The organism is Pseudomonas fluorescens (assembly GCF_902497895.1).
Lineage (GTDB): Bacteria > Pseudomonadota > Gammaproteobacteria > Pseudomonadales > Pseudomonadaceae > Aquipseudomonas > Aquipseudomonas fluorescens_BP.
Genome location: NZ_CABVHQ010000032.1, coordinates 45477 through 72306 on the forward strand (window position 1 = coordinate 45477; position 26830 = coordinate 72306).

General features: G+C 58.2%; 28 protein-coding genes, 1 tRNA gene and 1 pseudogene. 11 read left to right on the forward strand and 19 right to left on the reverse strand.

Going from position 1 to position 26830, the window contains the following annotated elements; genetic code table 11:
* Positions 1–3 precede the first annotated feature (3 nt).
* Positions 4–756, reverse strand: coding sequence for an ABC transporter substrate-binding protein (locus F8N21_RS17235; RefSeq protein ID WP_150643262.1), 753 nt, complete (start codon positions 754–756; stop codon positions 4–6).
* 13 nt (positions 757–769) lie between these two features.
* Complete coding sequence (locus tag F8N21_RS17240; protein ID WP_150643263.1) at positions 770–1543, reverse strand: ABC transporter ATP-binding protein; 774 nt, start codon at positions 1541–1543, stop codon at positions 770–772.
* Positions 1544–2097: 554 nt separating this feature from the next.
* Between F8N21_RS17240 and gabP the strand changes: the two genes are divergently transcribed.
* On the forward strand, positions 2098–3489 hold the full coding sequence (gabP, locus tag F8N21_RS17245) for a GABA permease (protein WP_150643264.1): 1392 nt from the start codon (positions 2098–2100) through the stop codon (positions 3487–3489).
* A gap of 87 nt (positions 3490–3576) precedes the next feature.
* Here gabP and F8N21_RS17250 read toward each other — a convergent pair whose 3' ends face one another.
* The 8 genes and pseudogenes from F8N21_RS17250 to F8N21_RS17285 form a co-directional block, all read right to left on the reverse strand.
* Positions 3577–4035: a hypothetical protein gene (locus F8N21_RS17250; RefSeq protein WP_150643265.1), complete on the reverse strand. Its 459-nt coding sequence runs from the start codon at positions 4033–4035 to the stop codon at positions 3577–3579.
* Between the two features lie 117 nt (positions 4036–4152).
* Positions 4153–4485, reverse strand: a pseudogene (locus F8N21_RS17255) (DUF1016 N-terminal domain-containing protein); the annotation flags it as partial.
* A 172-nt stretch (positions 4486–4657) separates the two neighbouring features.
* Positions 4658–5059, reverse strand: a complete 402-nt coding sequence (locus F8N21_RS17260; protein ID WP_150643266.1) for a hypothetical protein — start codon at positions 5057–5059, stop codon at positions 4658–4660.
* Between the two features lie 42 nt (positions 5060–5101).
* A complete protein-coding gene (locus F8N21_RS17265) occupies positions 5102–6067 on the reverse strand; it encodes an alpha/beta fold hydrolase (RefSeq protein WP_150643267.1) in 966 nt (321 codons plus the stop codon).
* 127 nt (positions 6068–6194) lie between these two features.
* On the reverse strand, positions 6195–7442 hold the full coding sequence (locus F8N21_RS17270; RefSeq protein WP_150643268.1) for an O-antigen ligase family protein: 1248 nt from the start codon (positions 7440–7442) through the stop codon (positions 6195–6197).
* A 26-nt stretch (positions 7443–7468) separates the two neighbouring features.
* A complete protein-coding gene (locus tag F8N21_RS17275; RefSeq protein WP_150643269.1) occupies positions 7469–8341 on the reverse strand; it encodes a glycosyltransferase in 873 nt (290 codons plus the stop codon).
* Between the two features lie 10 nt (positions 8342–8351).
* A complete protein-coding gene (locus tag F8N21_RS17280) occupies positions 8352–9308 on the reverse strand; it encodes a glycosyltransferase (protein ID WP_150643270.1) in 957 nt (318 codons plus the stop codon).
* A complete protein-coding gene (locus F8N21_RS17285) occupies positions 9308–10249 on the reverse strand; it encodes a glycosyltransferase family 2 protein (RefSeq protein WP_150643271.1) in 942 nt (313 codons plus the stop codon). Before F8N21_RS17285 ends, F8N21_RS17280 begins: the two co-directional genes overlap by 1 nt.
* Before the next feature lie 331 nt (positions 10250–10580).
* On the opposite strand from F8N21_RS17285, the gene F8N21_RS17290 reads away from it, so the two are divergent.
* Entirely contained in the window at positions 10581–11036 is a 456-nt protein-coding gene (locus F8N21_RS17290; protein ID WP_150643272.1) for a carboxypeptidase regulatory-like domain-containing protein, read from the forward strand.
* A 120-nt stretch (positions 11037–11156) separates the two neighbouring features.
* On the opposite strand, the gene F8N21_RS17295 is transcribed toward F8N21_RS17290, so the two are convergent.
* From F8N21_RS17295 to F8N21_RS17315, 5 genes are all read right to left on the reverse strand, one after another.
* Positions 11157–11232: transfer RNA gene (locus tag F8N21_RS17295), tRNA-Phe, on the reverse strand.
* A gap of 103 nt (positions 11233–11335) precedes the next feature.
* Positions 11336–11608: an oxidative damage protection protein gene (locus tag F8N21_RS17300; RefSeq protein WP_150643273.1), complete on the reverse strand. Its 273-nt coding sequence runs from the start codon at positions 11606–11608 to the stop codon at positions 11336–11338.
* Positions 11605–12672 carry an A/G-specific adenine glycosylase gene (gene mutY, locus F8N21_RS17305; protein WP_150643274.1) on the reverse strand — a complete coding sequence of 356 codons (1068 nt, stop codon included), beginning with the start codon at positions 12670–12672 and terminating at the stop codon, positions 11605–11607. The genes F8N21_RS17300 and mutY overlap by 4 nt, the downstream gene beginning before the upstream one ends.
* Complete coding sequence (locus tag F8N21_RS17310) at positions 12669–14897, reverse strand: AsmA family protein (protein ID WP_150643275.1); 2229 nt, start codon at positions 14895–14897, stop codon at positions 12669–12671. Before F8N21_RS17310 ends, mutY begins: the two co-directional genes overlap by 4 nt.
* A gap of 85 nt (positions 14898–14982) precedes the next feature.
* Positions 14983–15381, reverse strand: coding sequence for an acetyl-CoA sensor PanZ family protein (locus tag F8N21_RS17315; protein WP_150643276.1), 399 nt, complete (start codon positions 15379–15381; stop codon positions 14983–14985).
* Between the two features lie 314 nt (positions 15382–15695).
* Between F8N21_RS17315 and hisB the strand changes: the two genes are divergently transcribed.
* The 6 genes from hisB to F8N21_RS17345 all read left to right on the forward strand — a co-directional run bounded on the left by hisB (position 15696) and on the right by F8N21_RS17345 (position 19822).
* Complete coding sequence (gene hisB / locus F8N21_RS17320) at positions 15696–16289, forward strand: imidazoleglycerol-phosphate dehydratase HisB (RefSeq protein ID WP_150643277.1); 594 nt, start codon at positions 15696–15698, stop codon at positions 16287–16289.
* Positions 16289–16927 carry an imidazole glycerol phosphate synthase subunit HisH gene (gene hisH, locus F8N21_RS17325; RefSeq protein ID WP_150643278.1) on the forward strand — a complete coding sequence of 213 codons (639 nt, stop codon included), beginning with the start codon at positions 16289–16291 and terminating at the stop codon, positions 16925–16927. The genes hisB and hisH overlap by 1 nt, the downstream gene beginning before the upstream one ends.
* Complete coding sequence (locus F8N21_RS17330) at positions 16927–17181, forward strand: DUF2164 domain-containing protein (RefSeq protein ID WP_150643279.1); 255 nt, start codon at positions 16927–16929, stop codon at positions 17179–17181. Before hisH ends, F8N21_RS17330 begins: the two co-directional genes overlap by 1 nt.
* Before the next feature lie 42 nt (positions 17182–17223).
* Positions 17224–17973 (forward strand): 1-(5-phosphoribosyl)-5-[(5-phosphoribosylamino)methylideneamino]imidazole-4-carboxamide isomerase, encoded by a 750-nt coding sequence (hisA, locus tag F8N21_RS17335; protein ID WP_150643280.1) that lies wholly within the window; start codon positions 17224–17226, stop codon positions 17971–17973.
* A gap of 86 nt (positions 17974–18059) precedes the next feature.
* Positions 18060–18830, forward strand: coding sequence for an imidazole glycerol phosphate synthase subunit HisF (gene hisF / locus F8N21_RS17340; protein ID WP_150643281.1), 771 nt, complete (start codon positions 18060–18062; stop codon positions 18828–18830).
* Positions 18831–19066: 236 nt separating this feature from the next.
* Positions 19067–19822, forward strand: a complete 756-nt coding sequence (locus F8N21_RS17345) for a substrate-binding periplasmic protein (protein WP_150643282.1) — start codon at positions 19067–19069, stop codon at positions 19820–19822.
* A 136-nt stretch (positions 19823–19958) separates the two neighbouring features.
* Here the strand turns inward: F8N21_RS17345 and F8N21_RS17350 are convergent, their stop codons facing one another.
* The 4 genes from F8N21_RS17350 to gpmI form a co-directional block, all read right to left on the reverse strand.
* Complete coding sequence (locus F8N21_RS17350) at positions 19959–20738, reverse strand: divergent polysaccharide deacetylase family protein (RefSeq protein ID WP_150643283.1); 780 nt, start codon at positions 20736–20738, stop codon at positions 19959–19961.
* Between the two features lies 1 nt (position 20739).
* Complete coding sequence (locus tag F8N21_RS17355; protein ID WP_150643284.1) at positions 20740–22044, reverse strand: S41 family peptidase; 1305 nt, start codon at positions 22042–22044, stop codon at positions 20740–20742.
* Positions 22045–22078: 34 nt separating this feature from the next.
* Complete coding sequence (locus F8N21_RS17360) at positions 22079–23368, reverse strand: murein hydrolase activator EnvC family protein (protein WP_150643285.1); 1290 nt, start codon at positions 23366–23368, stop codon at positions 22079–22081.
* A gap of 274 nt (positions 23369–23642) precedes the next feature.
* On the reverse strand, positions 23643–25172 hold the full coding sequence (gpmI, locus tag F8N21_RS17370; RefSeq protein ID WP_150643287.1) for a 2,3-bisphosphoglycerate-independent phosphoglycerate mutase: 1530 nt from the start codon (positions 25170–25172) through the stop codon (positions 23643–23645).
* Between the two features lie 150 nt (positions 25173–25322).
* On the opposite strand from gpmI, the gene F8N21_RS17375 reads away from it, so the two are divergent.
* From F8N21_RS17375 to secB, 3 genes are read left to right on the forward strand one after another with little or no spacing between them, the layout of a single operon-like run.
* The gene (locus F8N21_RS17375) at positions 25323–25736 is read left to right on the forward strand and encodes a rhodanese-like domain-containing protein (RefSeq protein WP_150643288.1); all 414 of its coding nucleotides are present in this window, start codon (positions 25323–25325) and stop codon (positions 25734–25736) included.
* A 1-nt stretch (position 25737) separates the two neighbouring features.
* Positions 25738–25992 carry a glutaredoxin 3 gene (gene grxC / locus F8N21_RS17380; protein ID WP_150643289.1) on the forward strand — a complete coding sequence of 85 codons (255 nt, stop codon included), beginning with the start codon at positions 25738–25740 and terminating at the stop codon, positions 25990–25992.
* A gap of 42 nt (positions 25993–26034) precedes the next feature.
* Complete coding sequence (gene secB, locus F8N21_RS17385; RefSeq protein WP_150643290.1) at positions 26035–26523, forward strand: protein-export chaperone SecB; 489 nt, start codon at positions 26035–26037, stop codon at positions 26521–26523.
* Positions 26524–26830 lie beyond the last annotated feature (307 nt).

Here is a 26830-nt window from a genome sequence, read left to right on the forward strand (position 1 = left end):
GGATCAATAGATGCTGAACGGGAAGTATTTGTCGTTGATCTTTTTATAGGTGCCGTCAGCCACTATTTCTTTCAGTGCGGCGTTCAGCTTCTCGCGGATCGGATCGCCTTTGCGTACGGCAATACCGATTTTGTCGCTTTCTTCAACCGGCTCACCTTTGAACTCATAAGGCTTGCCCGCGTCGCTTTTGAGCCACTCGTAGTTGACGTACTTATCGGCCAGGATCGCGTCGACACGGCCGGAAGTCAGGTCCAGATAAGCGTTTTCCTGGGTGTCGTAGAGTTTGATCTGGACCGCGTCACCCAGATTGTCTTCCAGCCAGGTACCGGCCAGGGTCGCGCGTTGGGCGCCGATGACTTTGCCTTTGAGCGAGTCTTTGTCGGTCTTGAAATCGGCATTGGCTTTAGGCGCGATGAATTGCAGCTTGTTCGAGTAGTACGGTTCGCTGAAGTCGACGGCTTGCTTGCGCTCGTCAGTGATCGACATCGAGGAGATCAGGAAGTCGAACTTCTTCGCGTTCAGGGCTGGGATGATGCCGTCCCAGTCGGAGGTGACGATGGTGCACTCGGTTTTCATCTTGGCGCACAGAGCGTTGCCAATATCGACGTCGAAACCGACGACCTGGCCGCTGGCATCTTTATTGTTGAACGGCGGGTAGGCCGCTTCGATGCCCATTTTCAGGGTTTCGGCAGCAGCGGTGGCGCTGAACGCCAGGGTAACGGCAGCGGCCAAAAGGAATTTTTTATAGCTCTGCATGCGTGTAGCTCCGTTAGCGGTTGCTGGACATGAATTGTTTGCAGCGTGCCGAAAGCGGGTTCTCGAAAACCTGCTGTGGCGATCCTTGCTCTTCGATCAGGCCTTGATGAAGGAACACCACTTCACTGGATACCTGACGGGCGAAGCCCATTTCATGGGTGACCAACAGCATGGTGCGACCTTCTTCGGCCAGCGCGCGGATCACATTAAGCACTTCCTGAACCATTTCCGGGTCAAGGGCCGAAGTCGGCTCATCAAACAGAATGACTTTGGGTTGCATCGCCAGCGTACGGGCAATGGCCGCACGCTGTTGCTGACCACCGGAGAGTTGGGCCGGGTAGGCGTGGCGTTTGTCAGCGATACCGACCTTGGCCAGCAAGGCTTCGGCAACTTCGATGGCGTCGCGCTTGCTCTGCCCCAGCACCCGGCGTGGCGCTTCGATGATGTTGTCGAGCACGCTCATGTGCGGCCAGAGGTTAAAGTTTTGAAATACAAAACCGATCTCGCTGCGCATGCGATTGATCTGCCTGCCGTCGGCAGCGACCAGATCACCGTTTTTTGCGGCTTTGAGCTTGAGCTCTTCGCCGGCCACCAGGATCTGGCCCTGATGCGGGTTTTCCAGCAGGTTGATGCAGCGAAGGAAAGTGGACTTGCCGGAACCGGAGGAACCCAGGATCGAGATCACATCGCCGTCGCGGGCGGTCAGCGAGATACCTTTGAGTACCTCAAGCGTGCCGTAGCGTTTATGCAAGTTGCGGATTTCAAGCGCGGGCGTGGCCTCAGCCATGTGCGGTCCTCATTGTTTTGTAGCGCTCCTGCTGTTGGTGGCCTTCCTGGCGAGGCGGCCAAGCTAGCATAGCGTTTGAATGACAGCCAACAGCGCTACGGGGGGTAAACAGCTGGCATGTGGCAGGTTGTCGCATCGGCGCAGCAGACTGTCGCGCTATCAACAACCGAACACTCGTTTGAACCTCTGTCGCGGCGGCTGTCGCGTAAAAAAGGGCGCGATGGTGCCAGCTTTGGCCGGGTGTTGGAAGCGCCGGTCAGCCAAAGGTTGCGAATGCGCACCTTTATTGTGCGCGACCGACTTTTCCGATGTGTTTCTGGTGCGGCATTTCGTTCTTGAAGTGGGGTGTTGGGTAACGCTGTGGCGAATAGCCATTAAACTCAATGACTTGCGATGACCGACTGTTCGTCTTGCAGGCCCCGGAGTCACGGGCTTTGAAACATTTTGGCGTAAATTTTGCGTAAAGAATAAGGAACACCCCCGTTGGATACTTTTTACGAGAAAGTCTGCAGACGGGGTGGACTGAATCGCTTTCACCCGCAAAGGTAGATTGAATGAGCAGTACCCATAGCTCCAATGGCCTCGAACAGGGGCTTAAACCACGGCATGTGACCATGCTGTCGATCGCCGGTGTGATCGGCGCCGGGCTGTTCGTCGGCTCCGGACACGCCATCGCCGCAGCCGGTCCCGCTGTGCTGTTGGCCTATGCCGCCGCCGGTACCTTGGTGGTGTTGGTAATGCGCATGCTGGCCGAAATGGCCATTGCGTCGCCGGACACCGGCTCATTCTCGACCTATGCCGATCAGGCGATCGGTCACTGGGCCGGCTTCACCATCGGCTGGTTGTACTGGTGGTTCTGGGTGTTGGTGATCCCGCTGGAAGCCAACGCCGCCGCCACCATTCTCCACGCCTGGTTCCCCGATGTGGCGATCTGGGCGTTCACGCTGGTCATTACCTTGCTGCTAACGGTGACCAACCTGTTCAGTGTGAAGAATTACGGCGAGTTCGAATTCTGGTTCGCGCTAGTCAAGGTCGTCGCGATCATCGGCTTTATCATCCTTGGTGTGCTGGCGATCTTCGGCTTCCTGCCGGGCAGCCAGGTCAGCGGTGTTTCGCACCTGTTCGATACCCAAGGCTTCCTGCCCAACGGCATGGGCGCGGTCCTGGCCGCGATGCTGACTACGATGTTCTCGTTCATGGGCACCGAAATCGTCACCATCGCCGCTGCCGAATCGAAAGATCCTGGCAAGCAAATCTCCAAGGCCACCAACTCGGTGATCTGGCGGATCGGTTTGTTCTACCTGGTGTCGATCTTCATCGTCGTGGCGCTGGTGCCGTGGAACGACTCAGGTCTGGCGCAGGTCGGTTCCTACCAGACCGTGCTCGACCGCATGGGCATTCCCAACGCCAAACTGATCGTTGATCTGGTGGTCCTGGTTGCCGTAACCAGCTGCCTGAATTCGGCACTGTATACCGCCTCGCGCATGCTCTTCTCCCTGGGCAAGCGCGGCGATGCCCCAGCCGTCGCGAAAATCACCAACAACAGTGGCACGCCTTACTGGGCGGTAATCCTGTCCACCGCGGCAGCCTTCCTCGCGGTATTCGCCAACTACGTGGCCCCGGCTGCGGTGTTCGAATTCCTCCTCGCCAGCTCCGGCGCCATTGCCTTGCTGGTGTACCTGGTGATTGCCGTGTCCCAACTGCGCATGCGTCAGAAGCGCATGGCTGTCGGCGAGAGGATCGACTACAAGATGTGGCTGTTTCCGGGCCTGACTTACGCGGTGATCGTGTTCATCGTCGGGGTGCTGGCGATCATGCTGTTCCAGGAAGCGCACCGCGTGGAGATCCTCGCGACTGGGCTGCTGAGTGTTCTGGTGGTTGCGGCCGGCCTGTTGGTTGCGCGTCGCCGCAGAATCGAGAAGCGTGGGGTGGTGGTGTTGAGTTGATGGTTTGATTTAATCGCTCAATGAAAACGGCCGCTGTCATTCCTGACAGCTGCCGTTTTTTGTTTCCGGTGCTTTTAACGAACGGGTTTACTCTTCCGTTCCCAGCACTATATCGAGCATCTTTTTATAGCTGTCCAGCGCGGTCCCGAAATCAGCTATGACTTGAGGGTCTTGAAGCCAGAGCTGGGCTTGCTGGTGATCAGTACCGTCGGCCCACATGCGGTAATCAATCAGCATGTCCGCGGCCAGGTGAGTGGAAGCCATCGCCTCGTTCTCAGCATTTTCCATGTCCAGCAGCTCTGGCTGTTTGTCGATAATCTTGCTCAGCGACATGAGCATTCTCACCAGCATATCTACGCGATTGGTGGTCTCTTCTGCGTCTTTCATGAAGAGGAACATCTCCAGGATGTCCGCCGGAATTACCTCGTCGTCCAGGCCGGTCGGCTCGTCGTACATTGCCGTGGGTCTTCTGATTCCCATGCGCAGTTGTTTGGCTTTGGTCTTCGCGCGTTTGGCGCGTTTCTGCTGTTTGTTCAGGGATGCCATTGGTTTTGGTCGTTTTCTGGAGGGAGATTGCTGAGTATTAAAGCGCAAAGTGACGATCCAATAAATCATTCGTCCGGCATGCGGTTTCTACTGTGGATTCTGACTGAACAGACGCTCCCAGCTCAATTCGGTACGCACTGCGTTCCAAATTGGGAATGTTTGGTAGAAGTCTCGCATGTGGCGCAGGTTTCGCTCATCGAAGCCTTTTCCGAACTCCCCAGTCAGCAGCTTGGCTAGCGTTGGCAGCAATCGCTTGCCATAGGCAGCCCGCTCAGCGCCCTCTTGCTCGAATTCAACAATATGCCGACCGATTTGCCAGCAGGTTTGAACTTGCAGTGTATCCACAGCCCGCAGCGCTTTCTGGCGCGCCTGCCGGATCAGTTCGCCGAGACTGACGAGTAGTGGCGCGAGTTGTGGATCTTGATCGTGGGTTGAGGTGGGTGTGCTCATGAGTCTTCCACAGCAGGGGCTGATGCGCGGTCGGGGACGTTGACCGAGGTGGAAGAAGAGGATGCCTGCAAACGCTGAGCGGTCTTTGTGGGAAGGGTCTGATTGATCGGAAGGAATAGGCGATAAACGAAAGCGACCGCCGTCAATGATGACAGCGGCCGTTTTTGTCGGGTTACGACTTCAGTAGCGCGTCCGACGCAGCAACGTAGTCGGCCTGGAATTGCGGGCTCTCGATCCAGGCAAGGGCTGCAGCCTCGTCCACTTCGGTGGACCACTGGCGATACTCGATAAGCGCCGCGAGGATGAAGTCCGTGGCGCCTTCTTCACCTTCCTGCTCAAGCACCAGTTCGAGCAAGGGATCTGCCAGGAAGACCGCACACATGGCTTGTTGGCTGGTGGTTTCGGCTGTGCGCATTTTCTTGAACAGCTCGGTCAGATCCACCGATTCAAAATCGATGCGATCGTCATTCGGATCCAGCGCTTCGACTGGGGCGCCTGCGCGTTGAGTTCGATTCTGCTTGGCCTTGGCTTTTGCGCGGGTGGCGCGTTTGTGTTGTTTGTTCGCGGATGCCATGGGCTTCGTTCCGTATTCCGTTGAGTAGGGCAGGCAGGTCAATCAGGTGCGCGGCATTAAGCGCCCAGGCGTACCGGGAGCAAGCTCGCCGTTTTGCAGCCAGGACAATGCAATGGGCCATAGTGTGGCTTGGTACGGGCTGCGAAAAAAGGCGAAATGTCCGACTTCCGCTTCTCCGATGTCTTCGGGTGCGATTCGCAGGTGCGAGTTTGAGCTGGCCTTGAAGTAGCCAAGCAATCGCTCGATGGCCGGGACAGTGCCATAAGGATCGTCGCTGAGGCTGATGGCAAGGGTTTGCGCGGTGACAGCGTGGAAGGGCAATTTATCGAGCAAGCGCCCGCTGGGACGCCTCTCGTACAGTGCCGTCGGGGTGCTCCAGTCCCGGACCACGCCAGCGGGCGTGTCTTCAAGCCAGCCCAGGCGCTTGCCGGGAAAGTAACCGAAGAACATCGTCACCAGCGGCATCAACAGGTGCCATTTGCAGAACATTCGCCAACGCTTGGCCGATGCGTAGTCGCGCCAATAGGCGAACTGTGCGCCTACGGTCACCAGGCGTCGGATCAGGTATCCCGAGCTACCCAGTCCGGCTGCGCAGCCGCCGAAGCTGTGCCCGACCACATCTATGGGTTGGCCGGGAAACTCCCGGGTCGCCCGTTGCAACATAGCCTCGAAATCGAGCGCGCCCCAATCGGTCCATGACGCGTTGAAGCCGCGCAAGGATGCCGGTCGTGACTCGCCGATCCCGCGATAGTCGTAGGTGATGACGTCGAAGCCGTTGGCAAACAGATAATCGGCGAAGCGAAAATAATGTCGGCAGCGCACCGAGGTCGCCGCGTTGATGATCACCACCGGGCGTTTGTTGTCCGTCCGGGGGTGACGCCAGGTGAAACCGCCGAGGGTGAAACCATCAGCGGCTACTTCCCTGAATGATTCACCGGGTTTCGTTTTGGGGGCAGTCTGCGCGGTGGTTGCCCGGAGCTCCGGCGCAGGCGTGGTCTGCTGAATCATGAGTGCTGGCGCCCCTATGCTGTTGATGCATTCCCCGCAAGACGTGTTGCAGGAGTCAGAAGCTAACAAATTCCCGGCAATAAAAAACCCCAGGGAAACACTCTTGGGGTTTTTCGCTGCGAGCTCCTCAGGTAAATGGACGATTTTCAGATCTGTGGTTAACGGCGGCGTTCCTTTGATCGTGCTGCTCCGAGCGCAATCGGGTCGCTGCCAATAAGGCCAGGGGGATCCAGATCAGAAACCAGTGCTCCTTGGGTCGGGAAAAAAATGCACTGCCTTCGGTGAGGCCGGCCATGAAGCCATAGACCACCAAAGTGGAGGCAATCAGCACGCAGGGTTGGTCACGATGCTGCCAAGCGTAAAACATGGCATAGGCATACATCATCAGCCACAGCGTCAGGCCAACCACGCCACCCTCAAACAGTACGCCGAGCACAATGTTGTGCGGGTCAGCCAACGCATGCTGGGTCCCTTCGATCCAGAAGACTTGCGGGTGGGTAAAGCCCAGGCCAATCCATGGGCTTGCCTGGATTTGCCGCAGGGCTTCAGCCCAGATCGCGGGGCGGTAGGAGACCCCGCGGGCCATTAAATCATCCGATTGCGGGAGTGATTGGGTGGCAACGACGACTGCTACCGCCACGGCAATGACCAGCCACAGTCGATGTTTCCATTGAACAATGGCCATCCACAGGATGCAGCCGGCCATAGCCATAATCGGGGTGCGTGATCCGGTAAAGATCAGCAGTACCCAGAGCACGACCATGGCGCTCAGAGGTAAAAGTGCGGTCGATCTGCTGCCCAGATACCAGCTGCTCAGCCAGTAAGCGCAAAAAAAGCCAAATACATGGGAGCTAAGCAGTGGGTTGTACAAGGCGCCATAACCATTCAGGCGGCCACCTTCTTCACTATAAAAGAAATAAACCATTGAGGCGGCGGCACAGACTACCGCAAGAATCGCTGCCAGCCTGGTCATGCCGTCAAGTCGGGCGGGGGATTTCAGGGTGATCAGCATCGCGGCAAACAGCAGCATCAAAATGTAGAGCGGGCGTTTACTCATGGTCAGGGAAGTTTCTTCGGTGCCGGACCATTGCACCGAAATCAGGATGTAAGCCGAGAACAACAGAAACAGTCTTATCAAAGGAGAGCTTAATAATTGTTTGAGCAGCTGTGGCTCAAGGAGCAACACTATCAAGGTCGGTGCGGCAAGGGTGAGGTAGTAAAGCTTGTGATACAAGGCGCGATCACCGACCCAGAACATCCCGCTGAGTAAGGCAAGCCAGCCGATGGGAAGCCAATACAATATGAGCCAGGTAGAAATTTTTCCAGTCTGAGCAGAGCCTCGATGGGTTGCTTTCAATGATTGTGTGGTCGTCATTCAGGTAAATACCGCGTCATTTATCGTTATGAGGCAAAAGCCAGGCGCCACAGACCCCGTAAAGTCTTTGCATTCCATGTTCTGAGCGGGAGTTGCGCCAGCAACTCGCGAGCGAGCTTTTTGTCCTGGCGCGCGCACTTGAGCAGCATCGAGTTGCGAAAGTTTGCGCACACCCGCGCATAGGCCGGGTGATCACTGAATTGTGCATAGGTGCGCAGAACGTTGTCGGTCATGAAACGATGATTTTTGTAGGTGTTATTGCCGTGCACGCGGTAGTTGGCCAGCACTTCGTTCAGTACATCGATGGAGTAACCTGCCCGGGTGATCTTTAGTTGAATCAACAAGTCTTCCAAACGAATCTGCGGATCGAAACCACCGACTTTTTCCAGTGCTTCACGACGAAACAGTAGCGTCGGTGCCGGCGCTCCTGGTTTGCGGTCGAGAAAAACATCCTTGAAGGCCAGGCGCCGCCGCGGTAGATCGCGGACCTTCCCTAGCGGGTGCCCTTCGGTATCTATTTCTTGAATATTGCCGGCACAAATCCCGACCTCGGGTTTATCCCTTAGATACGCAACTTGCAGTGCTATGCGCGCGGGCAGCATCACATCATCCGAACCGAAGGGCGCGATCAGGTTGCCCCGTGCCCGGGCTATGGTTTCGTTGAGGGTTCGCGACAAGCCTTGGTTTTCCTGCGCGAGAAAACTGAAACCATGGAGTTGCTGCAATCGCTGAATGCATTCGACGCTGCCATCTGTTGAACCATCATCGACCACTAATAGCTCAATGTTCGGGTAAGTCTGCGTGAGTACGCTGGTGATGCTCGCCTCGATAAAGGCGCAATGATTGTATGAAGCAATAATGATGCTGACCAAGGGTTGATCAGCCACGGACTGGGTCATACAGGCGCTCTCAGAAGGGGCACAGGCGCTGCCACAAGGCTCGCCAATGGGTGGGAGAGGGAATGACCGGCCAAGGCTCTGCCAGCAGTCCGGCGATCTGCTTGGCCAGGTGCCTGTAGCTATGATGGGTTTCGACAAAGGCGCGACCGGCCTGCGCGATGCGTTGCCCCAGCTGCGGGTCGCTGCGCAGCCTGGTGATATGTCCGCGCAGTTCTTCAAGGCTGCTGTAGAGCAGCAGGTGCTCACCGTCGCGCAGACCCAGCGCTGCCTCTTCCGTGCCCTGACGCCAGGCCAGCAGTACGCAACCGCAAGCCATGGCCTCGAAGTTCTTTGCCATGTACTCGCCTAGCCCGATATCGGCGCTGATAAACAGGCGAATGCGGTTGAGCATCTGCCGATAAGGCTCACCCGGATCAGTGCGCAGTACCTGCAAGGGTTCAGTGGTGGCCAGCTGCTCAAGCAGCGATTTGCGTTGCGTATAGGTATCACTCGTCGTTCGGCCAATAAAACCTAACTCGATATCACGCTCGACCGACTCGGCAAATAACCTGGCCGGGTCATAACCTTTGGCCGTGAAACTCACGTTGAAACCCTCAGCCTGCAAACGGGCCGCGATACCGGCTCCGGTAACCAGAACGCGTGCGCGGGGCAAACGACGATAGAACCGGCTGAATGCCCCGCACCAGCGCGAGCGGGTCAGGTAGTTCTGGCAGGCATCTTCCTCGTAAACCAGCAAGCCGTTGAGTTGTGCCAAATAGTTCGTTTGGCGATACACATTCTTGAACGGCAGATCCAGCAAGATTCGCTGAAAATCAGGCAGATCGAGATCGCCCAGGAATTTGCGCAAGTTACGTTGCTGACTTTTTGTCAGTCGGTGAACTTCAAGGGACGCCCGTTGCGCAAGCTCGTCGTATAACGTTGTCAGATCTGGCAGACGTTCGGCCGCGGTCAACACTAGAACGCGCATCAGCCCAGTCCAGCCCCGAGTCGCAAAGCCTTTTTCAGATAGCTCCAGCGCAGTGCCTGCAAGGGCGACAAGCCCAGGGCATGCCGATAAAAACGTCGTGCCGCGGGCTTGTCACCAGCCAGCATGGCTGCACGAAACAACGACAGGTAACGTTGCGCCTCATACGCAGCTCGATAAACCTGGCACTCTTCGGGCAAGCTGGCGAAAACCTCGCGCAGCATGCCTTGGGCCACCGCCTTTTCGTCATGGCGGTCATGTCGCAAGCTGTCGGCGTGCTTATGGATTCGCGCCAGGGGTCGATTGGTCAGCGCGACGGGTGCGCTGACCAGCAGGTATGCAAAGACTGCAATGTCTTCTCCTGCTCGCAGCTCCTCGGGGTAGGGGCGCTGCAGCAACAGGTCGCGCCGAAATAGCGTGCGGCTGTGGGAGATGGATATTTTCTTGTCCAGCAGATAACGCCGAATCAGTTCCGGCGGCGAACCGGAGGCCGGAGTAGGCAGGCGAACCCGCTCACGACCGTCGGCAAAAGCGCAGATGTGCGCACCCAGGATCATGCCTGCTGCGGGATTGTTGTGCAGTACTGCGCGCAGAGTCTCCAGAGCCTCGGGCAACAATTCATCATCGGCGTCCAGCAACAGCACATACTTACCGTGCGCAATACGAATCCCATGGTTGCGGGCGGCTGCCGGGCCGGCATTCTCCTGGTGGATGATGTGAATCCTGTCCGGGAACCGTTGGGCATACTCCTGGAGTACCTGCGCGGTGTGGTCCCGGGAGCCGTCGTTGACGACCAGCAACTCAATATCCTCAGCCCACTGTGACAGTACCGAATCCAGTACCCGCGGCAGTACAGTTGCGTAGTTGTAAGCGGCGATAACAACACTGATCAGCGGCACAGGCAGTGTCACAGGTACGCTTGCCTTCCCTTCTAACGCTTGCATTTCAGCTTCCTGACTTGTTGCTGAAGATTTGGCGTCTGACCCGATTAACGCCCCCGGTATAAGCATTCCCTTGGGGGGTGGTTCTGGTCTGTAGGGAAATTCCCGCGTACCTGTCGGCAGCTTCTTTTTCGGAAGGGGATGTTGGATCGAAGGCTTGCGTGAGAATAAAGAGCTGACTTGATCTAAACAGCGAGTCAGTAAGGCATAAACTTTTCGCAGTCGAACGGATCAACAGTACAGGGAGGGGATTTGCTCGGGGTGCCGCCGTTTTATGGCATAGCGTCTAATGGTCGTATTCATAGGGGTCTGTACGAACCTGGGAGTCGTCATCATGAAGTCCTTCCACTTACTAGCGTTTTCAGGAGCGGTAGCGTTCATGTTGTCGGGGTTGCCAGCAGGGGTGCCGCAGGCTGCCACCGAGGAGCCGATTAATATGTCTGGCGTGCAGGTGGAGCCGCAACAGCAAAACGGAATTACTTATTTGTCGGGGGGTATCGGTCTGGATGAGTCGCGGGCGATTCATCAGGCCAAGGGTTACAACCTGCACATGACCTTTGCGATCGGCCCGGACAATAAATACGTGCCTGATGTCGATGTAGTGGTTCAGAACATGCAGGGCAGTTCAGTGCTGAAGCTGAGTCAGGCAGGGCCTATCGTTTACGTTCAACTGCCGCCCGGTAAATACTCGGTGGTCGCCGCTCGCAATGGTCAGGAAAAACGCAATGATGCCGAGATCAAAGGCGGGGCTATTCGTGATCTGGTCTTCCATTGGAATGATGGCTATTGATCGCTGATTTCTGAAAAACCAATAGCGCGTCTTGAAAAACTGCAGGCCACAAAAAACCCGCACTAGGCGGGTTTTTTGTGGGCTTTCATGTGATCTATAACACCACATGAAAACTGAATGTGGTGCCCAGAGACGGAATCGAACCGCCGACACGGGGATTTTCAATCCCCTGCTCTACCGACTGAGCTATCTGGGCAACGGGGCGCATTAAACTGGTTTTTCGGGGGGTCGTCAAGCAAGTTTTCAAAAAAAGTTTAATTATTACCGTCGCTTACGACCCAAGCCCCGATAAAGCGGGGTTATTCGGACGGCGGCACGTAGCCTTCGGCCTTGGCGTAGTCCTCTCCGGAAAAGAACTTGTCCATTTCGCCCTGCAGATATTTGCGGTCCTCGGCGTTCATCATGTTCAGGCGTTTTTCGTTGATCAGCAGGGTCTGGTGCTTTTGCCAGTCAGCCCAGGCCTTGGCCGAGACGTGATCGAAAATGTCCTGGCCTTTGGCGCCCGGGAATGGAGCGCGCTCAAGGGCGGGCAATTCTTCTTTGTACTTGCGGCACATGATGGTGCGGGTCATGACGACTCTCCTGCGTTCAATACGTCGGCCGCGCGTTTGAGCAGCTTTTTCACCGGGGCGGCAAGGCCCAGGCGCGGCGGGGTGGCGAGGTTATACCAGAGCCAGTCAGCCTCGGCCACGTGATGGCCGGATTCCTGGACCTGAACCAGCCAGGGTTCGATAGCCAGTTGGAAATGGCTGAAGGTGTGAATCAGGCTTGGCAGTGCGTGATGTTTGCCCAGTTCGAGCGAATGTTGCAGCGCCAGATGTTCCAGGTCGCCGAGGTCATCCAGTTCCGGCAGGCTCCAGAGACCGCCCCAGAGGCCCGTGGAGGGACGACGGTAAAGCAGGATGGCGCCATCGCGGTTAGCCAGCAACGGCATCAGGGTGCGCTTCTGCGGCACGCTCTTGCGCGGCTTGGGAATCGGGTAGCGAGTCTCCAGCCCGAGCAAGTGCGCCTGGCAGCCGCTTTTCAGCGGGCAGAGCAGGCAGCTGGGTTTGCTGCGGGTACAGAGCGTCGCGCCGAGGTCCATCATTGCCTGGGTGTAGTTGTTGACTCGGCTGTGGGGTGTGAAGCGCTCGGCATTGGCCCACAGCTGTTTGGCCACCTTGGGTTCACCCGGGTAGCCCTCTTGTGCGGTAAACCGTGCCAGCACCCGCTTGACGTTGCCGTCGAGGATCGGTGCGCGCAGGCCCATGCTCAGACTGGCAATGGCGCCGGCGGTGGACAAGCCGATGCCGGGCAGCTCGATGAGTTTTTCAACGTCGCGAGGAAACTCGCCGGCGTGGTCGGCGACGATGATCTTCGCGGTCTTCTGCAGGTTACGGGCACGGGTGTAGTAGCCCAGGCCGGTCCACAGATGAAGCACTTCGTCTTCTGGTGCCGCGGCCAGGGCTTCAACCGTTGGCAAGGACCCCATGAAGCGATCGAAGTAGTTCAGCACGGTGCTGACCTGGGTCTGCTGCAGCATGATTTCCGAGACCCACACCCGATACGGGGTGATGCCCTGTTGCCAGGGCAGATCGTGGCGGCCGTGGCGGTCGTACCACTCCAGCACCGCCGTTGAAAATTGCTCGTCTCTCATCGTTTGAACAGCCCCTTGAGGGCGTCTTTCAGTTCCGGGCTGACTTTGTCGCCGAGTTTTTCTTCAATCTTGTCGCCGAGTTTGTCACCGGCCAGTTTGGCCGCGACCTTGCCCATGCCGTCATTGTCCAGGCGGCAGGCCTTGGCCCCCAGTTCCAGCGGGCCGCGGCAACGCAATGGCCACTCGATGCCGACATAACGCTCGTTGACCTGGCAGGCCGGGTCCGGCATGTCGCTCTTGTCGCCTTCGATGAGGATGCCGACACGGTAATCCATGCCCAGCACCCGCAGGTCGACATCACCGTTGCCTTTGACGGTCATCCCCGGGATTCGCACTTTCAGGTCGGGGTTGCTGGCCACGCCGTTACGGAAGGTCAGGTTGCCCTTGAGCTCCTCGAACGGCGTGTCCTTGCCCCGTGGTGGGCCGTTGAGGGTTTTCCGATTGAGTGTCGCAATGCCCTGGCAGAGTTGCTGTTCAAGGTTGGCGTTAAGCAGCACGCCATCGTTGATGACGAAGCTGCTGGTGCCGTTGAGGCTGTCAATCAGGGCTTTCTGGCTATTACCGCTGCCAGTCAGGTTGCTGTTCAAGGTGACCAGGCCTTTCACCGGCGGCGTTTGCCCCTGGCTTTCGAGGAAGCGTTCGACCGGCACATTGTTGATGCGTGTCTGCATGCTCAGCATCGGCTCTGGCTGGCGTACGTCAAGGTTGCCACTGGCGTCGAAATTGCCGTCGTAAAGCTCGCCGCGCAGGTTGTCGAGTTTGAGCAGGCCGCCCTGGCCGGAAGCTTTGAGCGTTGCATTCTGGATCGGTAGCTTGTCGAGGGTCAGTTGGCCGACGCTCAGGTCAGCGTCGATATCCAGTTTGCTCAGGCGTTCGATCGGCAGCAGTCTTTCGGTGCTCCAGGCGCCCTTGGTCGGTGCGCTGGGCAGGGGGGAGGTCGCGGGACCGGCCATGGCAGTGTCCTCGCTGCTTTTCACTTCAGCCTTGCGGGCCACCGCGGCGCTGTTGGCTTCTGCGGATTTTGGCGGCAGGTAGCGATCAACGTTGAAGGTGTCGCCCTTGAGCTGTACGCGCAGTGATTGCTTGGCGAAGTCGTCGACTGCGATGCGCCCGGTGAAGGTGCCGTCGTCGAGCTTCAGATTCAGGTCTTCGAGGGCAATGCTGGTGGGCGTCCCTTTGAGGCGGCTGACCAGTTCGACCTTGCTCAGGCTGCCCTCGGCCATGGCTGGAAGCTTCTGGCCGATGCTGTCGACAAATTTCGCCAGGTCAAACTGGGCAACTGACAGCCCGCCGCTGATTTGCGGAGTCTTGTCCAGATCGTTGACCTTCAGCTCGCCCAGGGCGCGCAATTGGTTGGCGGAGATTTTCAGGCCAGTCCATTCGGCAACGTTGGCTGCCTTGTCGACCAGCAACTGGCCTTGGGCGGCAAAGGTCATGGTCTTGCCTTGCAGCGGTTCGCCGGATGCTTCGCCGGAGAGCTTCATGTCTTCAAACTGATAGCGCTTGAGTACCCGGTCGAAACGCAGTTCGCCGCCGAGTTCGGTTCTGACTCGAAATACCGGTTGGCTGCTGCCCAGGAATGCCGTCAGTTTGACTGGGATACTCGTACCTTCGTGGATCGCCCCGGTACTCAGCTGGATGCTTTCGGCGCTGTACTGCTTGCCGCTCTGTTCATCGAAATATTCAACCCGGGCGTTGTTCACGGTCAGGCTGTCGATATCCAGGCGAATCGGCTGGGCAGGCTTGTCGGGTGCTTGAGTCGGAGCTGGTGCGGGTTCCCCGGCCGTGGTTGCGCTGGCGTCGGCCGGTGTGGCGATCGGCGCCGTCTTGCCAATATCCTGCCAGTTGCCGTGGCCATCCTTGTCGCGATTGAGGCGCAGATTCAGCCCTTCGACACGGACATCGCTCATCTGTACTTCGCGGCGCAGCAGTGGGATCACGCGTACCGACAAACCGAGCATCTGCAGGTCGGCGAAAGGTTTGGTCGGGTTGGTCAGGGTCGCGACGCTGGCTTCGTGCAGTTCCAGGCCAAGCCAGGGGAACAGGCTCCAGCCGATATCGCCATTGAGCGTCAGCTCAATGTGGGCCTTGTCGCGGGCCATCTGGCGAATCTCGTCTTTGTAGTCGTTGGGATCGAAGAGGTGGGTCAGGGCAAAGCCCAGAGCCACAATGATCAGCAACAGCCCGAGAATTACCAGACCCAGGATTTTGCCAAACGCTTTCATGGGCGAGTCCTTGTAGTGTGTCGAATTCGTAAATTTAGCCGGGGAGTATAGCGCCCCGAACCCGGAGGCAGGCCATGGATAGCAATTAGAGCAGATCCAGCGGCAGGTGCAGCTTGGCCGCCAGTGCCAGCGCCTCCAGATGCCCGGCGGGTGCCAGCAGACGCAGTGTTGCGCCCTGCTGCTCAGCCATTCTTTGTGCTTCGCTCACCAGGCGCTCGGCCACGCCGCGGCGTCGGGTGATTTTTCGTACGCACAATTGCGACAGGTGCCAGACCTCAGGCTGCCGTTGCAGGCGTGCCGCCCCCAGCAGGCGGTCATTGAAGCGGCCGGCGATCAGGCTGCCGTCGCGCAGGCCGTGTTCGATCAGCTGCAGTTCATCGCCGAACGGCGCAAGCAGCCAGTCTGGGGCATCGCGATAAATTTTCTGCAAGTCTTGCTGATCCTGGTAGCTGGCTTCGCTCAGTGACTCGACAACGATGGGCATGGGATTTCCTTGGACGGTACGTACGAGAGCAGATGACGCAAAGAGGTGATGTCAGTTTGATTTTTCGGTCATGAGCAAATGGTAGTCATGTGTTGTGTCAGGCGCATGGGGTTTATGCCCGAAAAGATCGCAGCCTGCGGCAGCTCCTACGGTCAACGTTCACATGAAATTGTCTTGAGCTGCTTGTACTGACATGTACATCACTGGAGGTGCTGGATTCAGCCCGTCAGTGATATTGACCTTCATGTTTCTGTTTGTCGCCCGCGAGCCTATAATGGCTGCCTTTTTCGCCCAATGATTTTGCGGAGCTGGTGATGGCCGAACGTAAGGCGTCCGTCGAGCGCGACACTCTGGAGACCCAGATCAAAGCCTCGATCAACCTGGATGGCACCGGAAAGGCCCGATTTGATATCGGTGTTCCTTTTCTTGAGCACATGCTGGATCAGATCGCCCGTCACGGGTTGATCGACATTGATATCGTGAGCAAGGGCGACCTGCATATCGACGACCACCACACGGTGGAAGACGTCGGTATCACCCTGGGTCAGGCCTTCAGCAAAGCCATCGGCGACAAAAAAGGCATCCGTCGTTACGGCCATGCCTACGTGCCGCTCGATGAAGCGCTGTCGCGCGTGGTGATCGACTTCTCCGGTCGTCCAGGCCTGCAGATGCACGTGCCCTATACCCGCGCTACCGTCGGCGGCTTCGATGTCGACCTGTTCCAGGAGTTCTTCCAGGGCTTCGTCAACCACGCCAACGTCTCCTTGCACATCGACAATCTGCGTGGGCATAACACCCACCACCAGATCGAGACGGTGTTCAAGGCCTTCGGCCGCGCATTGCGCATGGCTGTCGAACTGGATGAGCGCATGGCCGGACAAATGCCTTCGACCAAGGGCGTGCTCTGATGCAGACGGTCGCGGTTATCGATTACGGCATGGGCAACCTGCACTCGGTGGCCAAGGCCCTCGAGCACGTCGGTGCCGGCAAGGTGTTGATCACCAGCGATGCCAACGTGATTCGCGAAGCCGACCGGGTGGTCTTTCCCGGGGTCGGCGCAATTCGCGATTGCATGGCGGAAATCCGTCGTCTGGGCTTCGACTCGCTGGTGCGTGAAGTCAGCCAGGATCGTCCGTTTCTCGGCATCTGCGTAGGCATGCAAGCCTTGCTCGACCACAGTGAAGAGAACGACGGCGTTGACTGCATCGGTCTGTTTCCGGGCCAGGTGAAGTTCTTCGGCAAAGGTCTGCACGAAGACGGCGAGCACCTGAAAGTCCCGCACATGGGCTGGAACGAAGTGCACCAGGCGGTGGATCACCCGCTGTGGCACAACATTCCGGACCTGGCGCGCTTTTACTTTGTGCACAGCTACTACATCGCCGCCGGCAACCCGCGGCAGGTAGTGGGTGGCGGTCATTATGGTGTCGACTTCGCCGCGGCGCTGGCCGAAGGCTCGCGTTTTGCCGTGCAGTTCCACCCGGAGAAGAGCCATACCCATGGCCTGCAATTGCTGCAGAACTTCGCCGCCTGGGACGGTCGCTGGTAATGGCCAGGAAGAAGCCGCCGATTCTCACGCTCACCCCTGAGCAGGAGAACGAAGCCAACAGCAAGATCAAGCGCTTCATGGAAGATCGCTTCGAGCTTGATCTGGGCTCGTTCGAGGCGGCTGAAATCCTCGATCTGTTTACCCGCGAAATTGCTCCGCACTATTACAACAGGGCGATTTTCGATGTGCAGACGCACCTCAAAGAGAGGTTCGAAAGCATCGAAAGCGACTTGTGGGCGCTCGAGAAAAACTGATTTTCGAGTGAAGCTGAAAAATCGAATTTGAAGGTTTGCCAGATGCTGATTATCCCCGCTATCGATCTTAAAGACGGTGCCTGTGTACGTCTGCGCCAGGGCCGCATGGAAGATTCCACGGTATTCTCCGATGACCCGGTGAGCATGGCCGCCAAGTGGGTGGAGGGCGGTTGCCGCCGTCTGCATCTGGTCGATCTGAACGGTGCCTTCGAAGGTCAGCCGGTCAACGGCGACGTGGTCACCGCTATCGCCAAGCGCTATCCGAACCTGCCGATCCAGATCGGCGGTGGTATCCGTTCGCTGGAAACCATCGAGCACTACGTCAAGGCTGGCGTCAGCTATGTGATCATCGGTACCAAGGCGGTCAAGGATCCGGCATTCGTTGCCGAGGCTTGCCGCGCGTTTCCGGGCAAGGTGATTGTCGGCCTGGACGCCAAGGACGGTTTCGTCGCCACCGACGGCTGGGCTGAAATCAGCACCGTGCAGGTGATCGACCTGGCCAAGCGCTTCGAAGCAGACGGCGTCTCGGCCATCGTTTATACCGATATCGCCAAAGACGGCATGATGCAGGGTTGCAACGTGTCGTACACCGCAGCGCTGGCAGCCGCTACGCGGATCCCGGTAATCGCTTCCGGTGGCATCCACAACCTGGGCGACATCAAGTCTCTGCTCGACGCCAAGGCCCCGGGGATCATCGGCGCCATCACAGGCCGGGCGATTTATGAGGGCACTCTGGATGTGGCTGAGGCTCAAGCATTTTGTGATGGCTACGCGGCCAGCTCCAAGCTGTAAGCTGCAAGTTAGAAGCGTGACCGCGATCCGCTCTTACTTGCAGCTTGTAGCTACAAGCTTGCAACTCTTAATCGGAGATTAAGCCCATGGCTCTGGCCAAACGCATCATCCCTTGCCTGGACGTGGATAACGGCCGGGTGGTCAAGGGCGTCAAGTTCGAGAACATCCGTGACGCCGGCGATCCGGTGGAAATTGCCCGTCTGTATGACGAGCAAGGCGCCGACGAGATTACCTTTCTCGACATCACCGCCAGCGTCGATGGCCGCGATACCACGCTGCATACCGTCGAGCGCATGGCCAGCCAGGTGTTCATTCCGCTGACTGTGGGTGGTGGTGTGCGTACCGTGCAGGATATTCGCAACCTGCTCAATGCCGGCGCGGACAAGGTCTCGATCAACACCGCTGCGGTGTTCAATCCAGAGTTTGTGGGCGAGGCTGCACAGCATTTCGGTTCGCAGTGCATTGTCGTCGCGATCGACGCAAAGAAGGTCTCCTTGCCTGGCGAAGCTCCACGCTGGGAGATTTTCACCCACGGCGGTCGCAAGCCGACCGGCCTGGATGCGGTGGAGTGGGCGATGAAGATGGAAGGCCTGGGAGCCGGTGAGATTCTGCTGACCAGCATGGATCAGGACGGCATGAAAAACGGCTTCGACCTGGGCGTTACCCGCGCCATCAGCGATGCGTTGGGGATTCCGGTGATTGCCTCGGGTGGGGTCGGCAACTTGCAGCATCTGGCGGACGGCATTCTGGAAGGCCACGCCAGCGCGGTATTGGCGGCAAGTATTTTCCACTTTGGCGAATACACGGTTCCCGAGGCCAAGGCCTATATGGCGCAGCGCGGCATCGTTGTTCGCTAGTCGTTCGGCATAAAGGCCCTAGTGGCCTGTGTGGCTAGTTCTGTTAGTCAACTTCGTTGCCGAGCCCATATCCTGCGTTGCTGTTCCTCGCCATAGCGGGCTATGACTCGTCACAGCGCCTTGGCTATGGACTTCTGGTATCCGAATTTGAGCTAACGAACTAGCCACACAGGCCACTAGACAGCATGGCGGCCTCACGGCACTCTTGGGCACGCCATGGATTTGGGTAGCCCGTCATGTTCAAACGTCTTCTCCTTGTACTCGTCAGCGCTTCGGTATTGCTCGCCGGCGCGGCTCATGCTGCAGAGAATGCCGACACCCCACTGGTGTTACTGACGGAAAACTTCCCACCGTACAACATGGCGAAGAACGGTAAAAACTTCGCTCAGGACGAAAATATCAACGGTATCGCCGTGGATATCGTCCGCGAAATATTCAAGCGCGCCGAAATCAACTACAGCCTGACCTTGCGCTTCCCGTGGGAGCGAATCTACAAGCTCGCCCTGGAAAAACCCGGGTATGGCGTGTTCGTCATGGCGCGTCTGCCGGATCGCGAAAAACTCTTCAAATGGGTTGGCCCCATCGGCCCGGATGACTGGATCATGCTGGCCAGAGCCGACAGTAAAATCAGCCTCGAATCGCTACAACAGGCGCGCAAGTACAAGATCGGTGCTTACAAAGGCGACGCGATTGCCGAGACCCTGACCAAGCAAGGGTTCGCCCCCGTGGTAGTCCTGCGTGATCAGGACAACGCCAGGAAGCTGGTCAACGGCCAGATCGACCTGTGGGCCACCGGTGACCCGGCCGGTCCCTACCTGGCGCGGCAGGACGGAGTCACAGGGCTCAAGACGGTATTGCGCTTCAACAGCGCTGAGCTCTATCTGGCGCTGAACAAAAACGTGCCGGAGGAAGTGGTGAAAAAACTTCAGGCTGCGCTGGACCAGCTGCGCAATGAAGGCGTGGTCGACGACATCATGGCGCGGTATCTCTAGGGGTTCTTGAGATCGCTAAAAGATCGCAGCCTGCGGCAGCTCCTACAGGGTTTGTGTAGATCCGCAATGCCATGGGGTATACGCGATCGGCGTAGGAGCTGCCGAAGGCTGCGATCTTTTGCGGATGTCCACCGGCTTAGCGGTAAACCCCATCCTTTCCATGCCCGGCCATCGCCCGATTACCGCGAACACTGATCATCAACTTGATATCGATCCAGTCGATACCCTGAGCCTTGAGCTTGGGCAGTTCACGCTCAAGCACCGCCAGGGTTTGCGGATAAGGGTGGCCAATCATCACCGCCGAGCCCTGTTTGCGAGCGAGGCTGATAGCGGTCTGTAGTTGAGTGAAGATTGCCGACTCGGTGCGTTCGTCATCGAGAAACACGTCCCGCGAAACACTCGCCAATCCGGTCTTCTGCGCTTCGGCGGCGGCCGCGGTGCTGGCGCTGGTACGGCTGTCGACGAAGAATTTGTGCCGACGCTGCAAGTCGGCCATCAACCAGGCCATGGCCCGGGGTTCAGCGGTCATGCGGCTGCCCATGTGGTTGTTGAGGCCACTGGTGTAGGGCACGGCCTTGAACGCCGCGTTCAAGCGCTTCTCGAGTTCTTCCAGGGGTAAGTCGGGATGCCAGGCGAATGGACCGGTAGCGGGGTCCATGGGCATGTGCAGCATGACGATCTTGCCGGCGCGATGGGCTTCGCGGGCGAATTCGGTGGCATGGGGAGTGTCGGGCATCACCGCGGTGGCAACCGGGCCGGGGAGTGCCAGCACCCGGCGGTCCCGTGGCAGGTTTTGCCCGAGGTCATCGATGATCAGGCTCAGGTAAGCCTTGTGCGGGGCCTCCGTATCGGCGGGCAACCCGTGAGCGGCGCCCGCCAGGCAGCACAGCAGACTGAGAATGGGCGCAAGGCGCATCTCAGTGATTGCGAGTGATGCTCAGACCTTTGAGCAGGCTCAGGGCCTGGGCCAATTGATAATCATCGTCCTGCGGCATCGGCTTGGCTTTGCCACTGGTGGTCGGTTTGTCGGCGCCGCCGTTGCCATTGCCCAGGTGACCTTGCAGATCGGCTTCCTTGAAGTATTCGCTGTCCTGTTCGTTGGTGATCTTGGCCTTGCGTACTTCGATGTCCGGCACGATGCCCTGAGCCTGGATCGAGCGACCGTTCGGGGTGTAGTACAGCGCCGTGGTGATCTTCAGTGCACGGTCGTTGTTCAGCGGGAGCACGGTTTGCACCGAGCCTTTGCCGAAGCTGGTAGTACCCATCACGACCGCGCGTTTCTGGTCCTGGAGGGCGCCGGCGACAATTTCCGAAGCCGAGGCGCTGCCGCCGTTGATCAATACCACCAATGGAACGGCTTCGCTTTCGTCTTTGCCGGTCGCGGAGAAACGTAGTTCGGAGTTGGCGATGCGACCCTTGGTATAGACAATCAGGCCCTTGGTGATGAAGTGGTCGACCACTTCAACCGCCGATTGCAGCACGCCACCGGGGTTGTTGCGCAGGTCGAGGACGATACCGTTGAGCTTCTTGCCGTTGTCCTTGCGCAGCTTGGCCAGGGCCTTGGAGACTTCTTCGCCGGTCTTGACCTGGAACTGGGTGATGCGGATGTAGCCGTAGCCGGACTCGAGCAACTGGCTCTTCACACTCTTGACCTGAATGATGGCGCGGGCCAGCGTCACATCGAACGGTGCGCCGCCATCGCGCACCAGGGTCAGGGTGATTTTCTCGCCGACCTTGCCGCGCATTTTGTCGATCGCTTCGGTCATGCTCTGGCCGCGAGTCGGCTGGCCGTTGATCTTGACGATAAAATCGCCGGCCTGAATGCCTGCTTTGGACGCCGGGGTGTCATCGATGGGCGAAACGACCTTGATGAAGCCGTCTTCGGCACCGACTTCGATGCCCAGGCCACCGAATTCGCCGCTGGTGCTTTCCTGCAGCTCAGCGAAGTCTTCCGGGCCGAGGTAAGCCGAGTGTGGATCGAGGTTGTTGAGCATGCCCTTGATGGCATTTTCCAGCAGGGTTTTGTCGTCTACGGGTTCGACATAGGCAGCCTTGATCCGGTCCATGACCTCGGCAAAGGTGCGCAGCTCGTCGAGCGGCAGTGGCGCCTTGGTGGTCGCGGCCGTCGCTGGCTTCGCGGTTTCGGCGGCGAACGCGCAGGGCGCACCGATCACAATCGCGATCGTCAGGGCCAGCGAGGTAAGGCGGGACAAATGCAGCATGTCGAACGAACTCCTGAGTTATTAGATGGTGCGCTTATCCTTGCGCACGGCACCATTGTGCGGGGTCGCTGGGGCGACCCTGCTGGCGAATTGCGAAATACAACGCAGGGGTGTCCTGGCCGCCACTGCTACCGACAGTGGAGATGGATTCACCGGCTTTGACAATGTCTCCAGCCTCTTTAAGTAGCGTCTGATTATGTCCGTACAGGCTCAAGTAGCCGTTGCCATGGTCGAGAATGACCAGCAATCCGGCGCCTCGCAACCAGTCGGCGAACACCACGCGACCGCCGTGTACGGCGTGTACCTGGCTGCCGGCGGAGGCGCTGATCATCACCCCGTCCCATTTGGTACGGGTATCATCGCCACGGGATTCGCCAAAGCGCGCAAGCAGTCGACCGTCAACTGGCCATGGAAGTTTGCCGCGCGCTGAGACAAAAGGGCCGCCGTAGGAGGCTCCCGAACTGGAAACCAGCGGGCCGGGCTGTGCTTTAGCCGGTGTGCGCGGGCTATCGTCGCTGGCGGCCGCCTGGGCCTCAAGCAAGCGCTTTTTTTCGGCTTCCTGCTGGGCGATCAGTGCTTTTTGTCGTGCTTCTTCTGCCTCGCGGGCCTGGCGAGCCAGGGTTTCTTCAATGGTTTTCAGGACTTTCGACAGGTCGGCCTGATCTTGCTCGCGGGACTGGAGTTTTTCGTCACGGGCCTTTACGTCGCTGTCGAGCCTGGCCAGCAAGATTTGGCGCTCTTTGCGGACTTTATCGAGTTCGTCACGCTGGCTGTCGAGGCTGCTTTTCTGCACCAGCAGCTGAGCCTGCTGCAGGGCGATGTCCTGCTCGACATTGGCCAGTTGGCGCAGGGTCTCGTTGAAATTCTTCAGCTGCTCCAGGCGTGCCTGGCTCAGATAATCGTAATAGGTCAGGGTCCGGGCGAATTTTTCCGGGTTCTGTTGGTTGAGCAGCAGCTTCAAATACTCCTGGCGACCGTTCTGGTAGGCCGCGCGGGCCTGAATGGCGATCAGCCGTTGTTGTTCACTTCGCGCGCTCTGGAGTTTTTTTTTCTCCTCATCGAGGCGCTGCACCTCGGATTCGCTTTTCTTCAGCTCTTTTTGCAGAGCCTCGACCTGCTTCTCCAGCTTGCCCATTTCGGTTTCGGTGCCGCGCAGGTCTTTCTGCACACCGGATTTTTCCTCCTGGAGCTTGCCCAGGAGCTTTTTCAGCTCGGCAATATCCTGACGCGTAGCGTCCAGCTGTTGTTGAGTTTGCGCGCGCTCGTCGGCAAAGGCCGGTTGGAGCAGGCAGACAAGAGCAAGGGTCATCAGGGCGCGAAGCATAGAGGCGGGCGACACCAGGGAAAGGGATGGCCTAGTATGCCCGCCGCGGACCGCAAAAAAAATGCCCAATTCAGGCTGTGTGATGACTGGAGGGGGTTGAGTCGGGTCTGGCACTTAAAAACAGCGCAAAACCACTGTGTTCGGGCTTTGTGGGAGTTGCGCCCTGTAGGAGCGAGCTTGCTCGCGATGAACGTTAACGATAACGCGTTTTTTCTGGATAAACGCGTTGCCATTGAGTCCATCGCGAGCAAGCTCGCTCCCACACTGCCGGACGTCAGACCAATATCGAAGTGCCAGTCATTTCTTCAGGCTGCTTGAGATCCAGCAGTTTGAGCATGGTCGGCGCCACATCGGCCAATACCCCGCCTTCGCGGACTTTAAAGTCGCGCTTGCCGACGTAGATGAACGGTACCGGCTCAGTGGTATGGGCGGTATGAGCCTGGCCGGTGGAATCATCGGACATCTGTTCGACGTTACCGTGGTCTGCAGTGATCAATGCTTCACCGCCGACTTTTTCCAGGGACTCGACAATCCGACCAACGCACAGGTCCAGGCATTCAACGGCTTTCACTGCCGCGTCGAATACGCCGCTGTGGCCAACCATGTCGCCGTTGGCGTAGTTGACGACGATAACGTCGTAACGCTGGTTTTCGATGGCGTCGACGATTCTGTCGGTGACTTCGGGTGCACTCATTTCTGGTTGCAGGTCATAGGTCGCGACTTTCGGCGACGGGATCAGGATGCGCTCTTCGCCCGGGAACGGCTCTTCACGACCGCCGGAGAAGAAGAAGGTCACGTGAGCGTACTTCTCTGTTTCAGCAATGCGCAGTTGGGTTTTGCCGTTTTTCGCCAGGTAATCGCCCAGCACGTTTTCCAGGCTGCCCGGGGCAAAAGCCGAGGGCGCCGCAATACTGGCCGCATATTGGGTCAACATGACGAAAGCGGCCAGTTTCGGCTGGCGGGCGCGCTCGAAGTCCTTGAAGTCGTCTTCGACGAACACGCGGGTCAACTCACGGGCACGGTCGGCACGGAAGTTCATGAATACGACGGCATCGCCGTCTTCGACCTTGACCGGCTCGCCGATGGTCGAGGCTTTGACGAATTCATCGTTCTCGCCGCGCTCGTACGCCGCTTGCAGGCCTTCCTGTGCGGTGGCGGCGTTGAATTCGCCGTTACCGTCCACGATCAGGTTGTAGGCCTGGGAGACGCGATCCCAGCGGTTGTCACGGTCCATGGCGAAATAACGCCCAACGATACTGGCGATCCGACCCTTGCCGAGGGTTTTGAAGGACTCATCCAACAGTTCAATCGACGACTGGGCGCTTCGTGGTGGCGTGTCGCGGCCGTCGAGGAAGGCGTGCAGGTAGATTTTCTCGGCACCGCGGTTGAAGGCGAGCTCAGCCATGGCTATCAGATGGTCCTGATGGCTGTGCACGCCGCCATCGGACAACAAACCGAGGATATGCACCGCTTTGCCTGCGGCAACGGCTTTATCTACGGCAGTGCAGAGGGTCGGATTCTCGAAAAACTCGCCATCGCGGATCGATTTGGTCACCCGGGTGAAGTCCTGGTACACCACGCGGCCGGCGCCGAGGTTCATGTGGCCGACTTCCGAATTGCCCATCTGGCCGTCCGGCAAGCCGACGTCCATGCCCGAGCCCGAGATCAAACCATTCGGCACCGTGGCGCACAACCGGTCTAGCACAGGCTTCTTGGCCGAATAGACGGCGTTGTGTTCTTGGCTTTCACTGTAACCGAAGCCATCCAGAATTATCAGGACCAAAGGTTTAGGCGTGGTAGTCATAGATCCCACTCGTGGCTGGATTAAAAGGGTATGGAAAAAAGAGTGGCAGTTTAAAGGCAAGTTCAATCGCCGTCACCGCCGGGCGGGGTTTGGTCGGCCATGGCGGCTGTGTATACTGGCCGACATTTTAACGCCCTGGAACCTCTTTCAATGGTTGATCACCTGATTGCATTCGCCACTACCCACTATCTGCTCGTCGGTATCTTCGCCGTTCTGCTGGCACTGCTGATCGCCCATGAGATGAAAGGTGGCGGCCGTAGCCTGAGCACCGGTGAACTGACCGGGCTGGTCAACAAGGACGCAGGCGTGGTGATCGACATTCGTCCGACCAAGGATTTCGCTGCCGGTCACATCGTTGGCGCGCTGAACATTCCTCACGACAAACTCACCGCTCGCGTCGGCGAACTGGAAAAGCACAAGGCCAAGACCATCATCCTGGTCGACGCTCAGGGCCAGACTTCCGGTACTCACGCCCGCGAACTGCTGAAATCCGGCTTCACCGCCGCCAAGCTGTCCGGCGGCATTGCCAGCTGGAAAGGCGACAATCTGCCGCTGGTGAAGTGATATGAGCCAGGTCGTTGTCTATTCCAGCGACTACTGCCCTTATTGCTCGCGAGCCAAGTATCTGCTCGAGAGCAAAGGCGTAGCCTTCGAAGAGATCAAGGTCGATGGCAAGCCGCAGTTGCGCGCTGAAATGTCCCAGAAGGCCGGCCGTACTTCCGTGCCGCAAATCTGGATTGGCAGCACCCATGTCGGTGGTTGTGACGAGCTGCACGCTCTGGAGCGCGCCGGCAAGCTGGACGCGCTGCTCAAGGCTTGAATCCCCAACCCTGTTAGACCCTAAAAGTGAGAAGGATCTGCGATGACTGATGAACAGAACACTACTGCTGCCAGCGAAGACGACTCTGCTCCGCAATTCTCCCTGCAGCGTATCTATGTGCGTGACCTGTCCTTCGAAGCGCCAAAAAGCCCGGCGATCTTCCGCCAGCAGTGGGAGCCGAGCGTCGCTCTGGATCTGAACACTCGCCAAAAGGGCCTGGAAGGTGACTTCCATGAAGTCGTGCTGACTCTGTCGGTCACCGTGAAGAACGGTGATGAAGTCGCATTCATCGCTGAAGTGCAACAGGCCGGGATCTTCCTGATCAAGAACCTGGACGACGCTTCGATGAGCCACACCCTGGGCGCGTTCTGCCCGAACATCCTGTTCCCGTACGCTCGCGAAACCCTGGACAGCCTGGTGGTTCGTGGTTCGTTCCCGGCGCTGATGCTGGCTCCGGTGAACTTCGACGCGCTGTACGCACAAGAGCTGCAACGCATGCAGGCCGCTGGCGAAACGCCGACCGTGCAGTAAAAAGAAGCTTCGTTCTTCCATGAAAAAAGCGCCTTCAACGGCGCTTTTTTCATGGAAGAACGAAACCTTCGAGTAGGAGCTGCCGAAGGCTGCGATCTTTTGATCTTGAAGGCCAGCCCTTTCAAGGTCTTCGTTTAAACTCTCTCCCATCTACGGTCCAGGATGACGAAACGATGTGGGAAGAAGTCTTAGCGCGGTTTGAAAAAAAGGCACCGGCCAGTGTCATGGCCAAGTTGGCGCTGGAGCAGGCCATCCCGGCCGAGTGGGTCGATCAGGTGTTCGAGGAGCATCGTCAACGCCAGTACCC

Bases quoted from the DNA above. Each gene is read 5' to 3' on its own strand.
- F8N21_RS17235 (WP_150643262.1), bottom strand. From the start codon at position 756: ATGCAGAGCTATAAAAAATTCCTTTTGGCCGCTGCCGTTACCCTGGCG.
- F8N21_RS17240 (WP_150643263.1), bottom strand. From the start codon at position 1,543: ATGGCTGAGGCCACGCCCGCGCTTGAAATCCGCAACTTGCATAAACGC.
- gabP (WP_150643264.1), top strand. From the start codon at position 2,098: ATGAGCAGTACCCATAGCTCCAATGGCCTCGAACAGGGGCTTAAACCA.
- F8N21_RS17250 (WP_150643265.1), bottom strand. From the start codon at position 4,035: ATGGCATCCCTGAACAAACAGCAGAAACGCGCCAAACGCGCGAAGACC.
- F8N21_RS17260 (WP_150643266.1), bottom strand. From the start codon at position 5,059: ATGGCATCCGCGAACAAACAACACAAACGCGCCACCCGCGCAAAAGCC.
- F8N21_RS17265 (WP_150643267.1), bottom strand. From the start codon at position 6,067: ATGATTCAGCAGACCACGCCTGCGCCGGAGCTCCGGGCAACCACCGCG.
- F8N21_RS17270 (WP_150643268.1), bottom strand. From the start codon at position 7,442: ATGACGACCACACAATCATTGAAAGCAACCCATCGAGGCTCTGCTCAG.
- F8N21_RS17275 (WP_150643269.1), bottom strand. From the start codon at position 8,341: ATGACCCAGTCCGTGGCTGATCAACCCTTGGTCAGCATCATTATTGCT.
- F8N21_RS17280 (WP_150643270.1), bottom strand. From the start codon at position 9,308: ATGCGCGTTCTAGTGTTGACCGCGGCCGAACGTCTGCCAGATCTGACA.
- F8N21_RS17285 (WP_150643271.1), bottom strand. From the start codon at position 10,249: ATGCAAGCGTTAGAAGGGAAGGCAAGCGTACCTGTGACACTGCCTGTG.
- F8N21_RS17290 (WP_150643272.1), top strand. From the start codon at position 10,581: ATGAAGTCCTTCCACTTACTAGCGTTTTCAGGAGCGGTAGCGTTCATG.
- F8N21_RS17300 (WP_150643273.1), bottom strand. From the start codon at position 11,608: ATGACCCGCACCATCATGTGCCGCAAGTACAAAGAAGAATTGCCCGCC.
- mutY (WP_150643274.1), bottom strand. From the start codon at position 12,672: ATGAGAGACGAGCAATTTTCAACGGCGGTGCTGGAGTGGTACGACCGC.
- F8N21_RS17310 (WP_150643275.1), bottom strand. From the start codon at position 14,897: ATGAAAGCGTTTGGCAAAATCCTGGGTCTGGTAATTCTCGGGCTGTTG.
- F8N21_RS17315 (WP_150643276.1), bottom strand. From the start codon at position 15,381: ATGCCCATCGTTGTCGAGTCACTGAGCGAAGCCAGCTACCAGGATCAG.
- hisB (WP_150643277.1), top strand. From the start codon at position 15,696: ATGGCCGAACGTAAGGCGTCCGTCGAGCGCGACACTCTGGAGACCCAG.
- hisH (WP_150643278.1), top strand. From the start codon at position 16,289: ATGCAGACGGTCGCGGTTATCGATTACGGCATGGGCAACCTGCACTCG.
- F8N21_RS17330 (WP_150643279.1), top strand. From the start codon at position 16,927: ATGGCCAGGAAGAAGCCGCCGATTCTCACGCTCACCCCTGAGCAGGAG.
- hisA (WP_150643280.1), top strand. From the start codon at position 17,224: ATGCTGATTATCCCCGCTATCGATCTTAAAGACGGTGCCTGTGTACGT.
- hisF (WP_150643281.1), top strand. From the start codon at position 18,060: ATGGCTCTGGCCAAACGCATCATCCCTTGCCTGGACGTGGATAACGGC.
- F8N21_RS17345 (WP_150643282.1), top strand. From the start codon at position 19,067: ATGTTCAAACGTCTTCTCCTTGTACTCGTCAGCGCTTCGGTATTGCTC.
- F8N21_RS17350 (WP_150643283.1), bottom strand. From the start codon at position 20,738: ATGCGCCTTGCGCCCATTCTCAGTCTGCTGTGCTGCCTGGCGGGCGCC.
- F8N21_RS17355 (WP_150643284.1), bottom strand. From the start codon at position 22,044: ATGCTGCATTTGTCCCGCCTTACCTCGCTGGCCCTGACGATCGCGATT.
- F8N21_RS17360 (WP_150643285.1), bottom strand. From the start codon at position 23,368: ATGCTTCGCGCCCTGATGACCCTTGCTCTTGTCTGCCTGCTCCAACCG.
- gpmI (WP_150643287.1), bottom strand. From the start codon at position 25,172: ATGACTACCACGCCTAAACCTTTGGTCCTGATAATTCTGGATGGCTTC.
- F8N21_RS17375 (WP_150643288.1), top strand. From the start codon at position 25,323: ATGGTTGATCACCTGATTGCATTCGCCACTACCCACTATCTGCTCGTC.
- grxC (WP_150643289.1), top strand. From the start codon at position 25,738: ATGAGCCAGGTCGTTGTCTATTCCAGCGACTACTGCCCTTATTGCTCG.
- secB (WP_150643290.1), top strand. From the start codon at position 26,035: ATGACTGATGAACAGAACACTACTGCTGCCAGCGAAGACGACTCTGCT.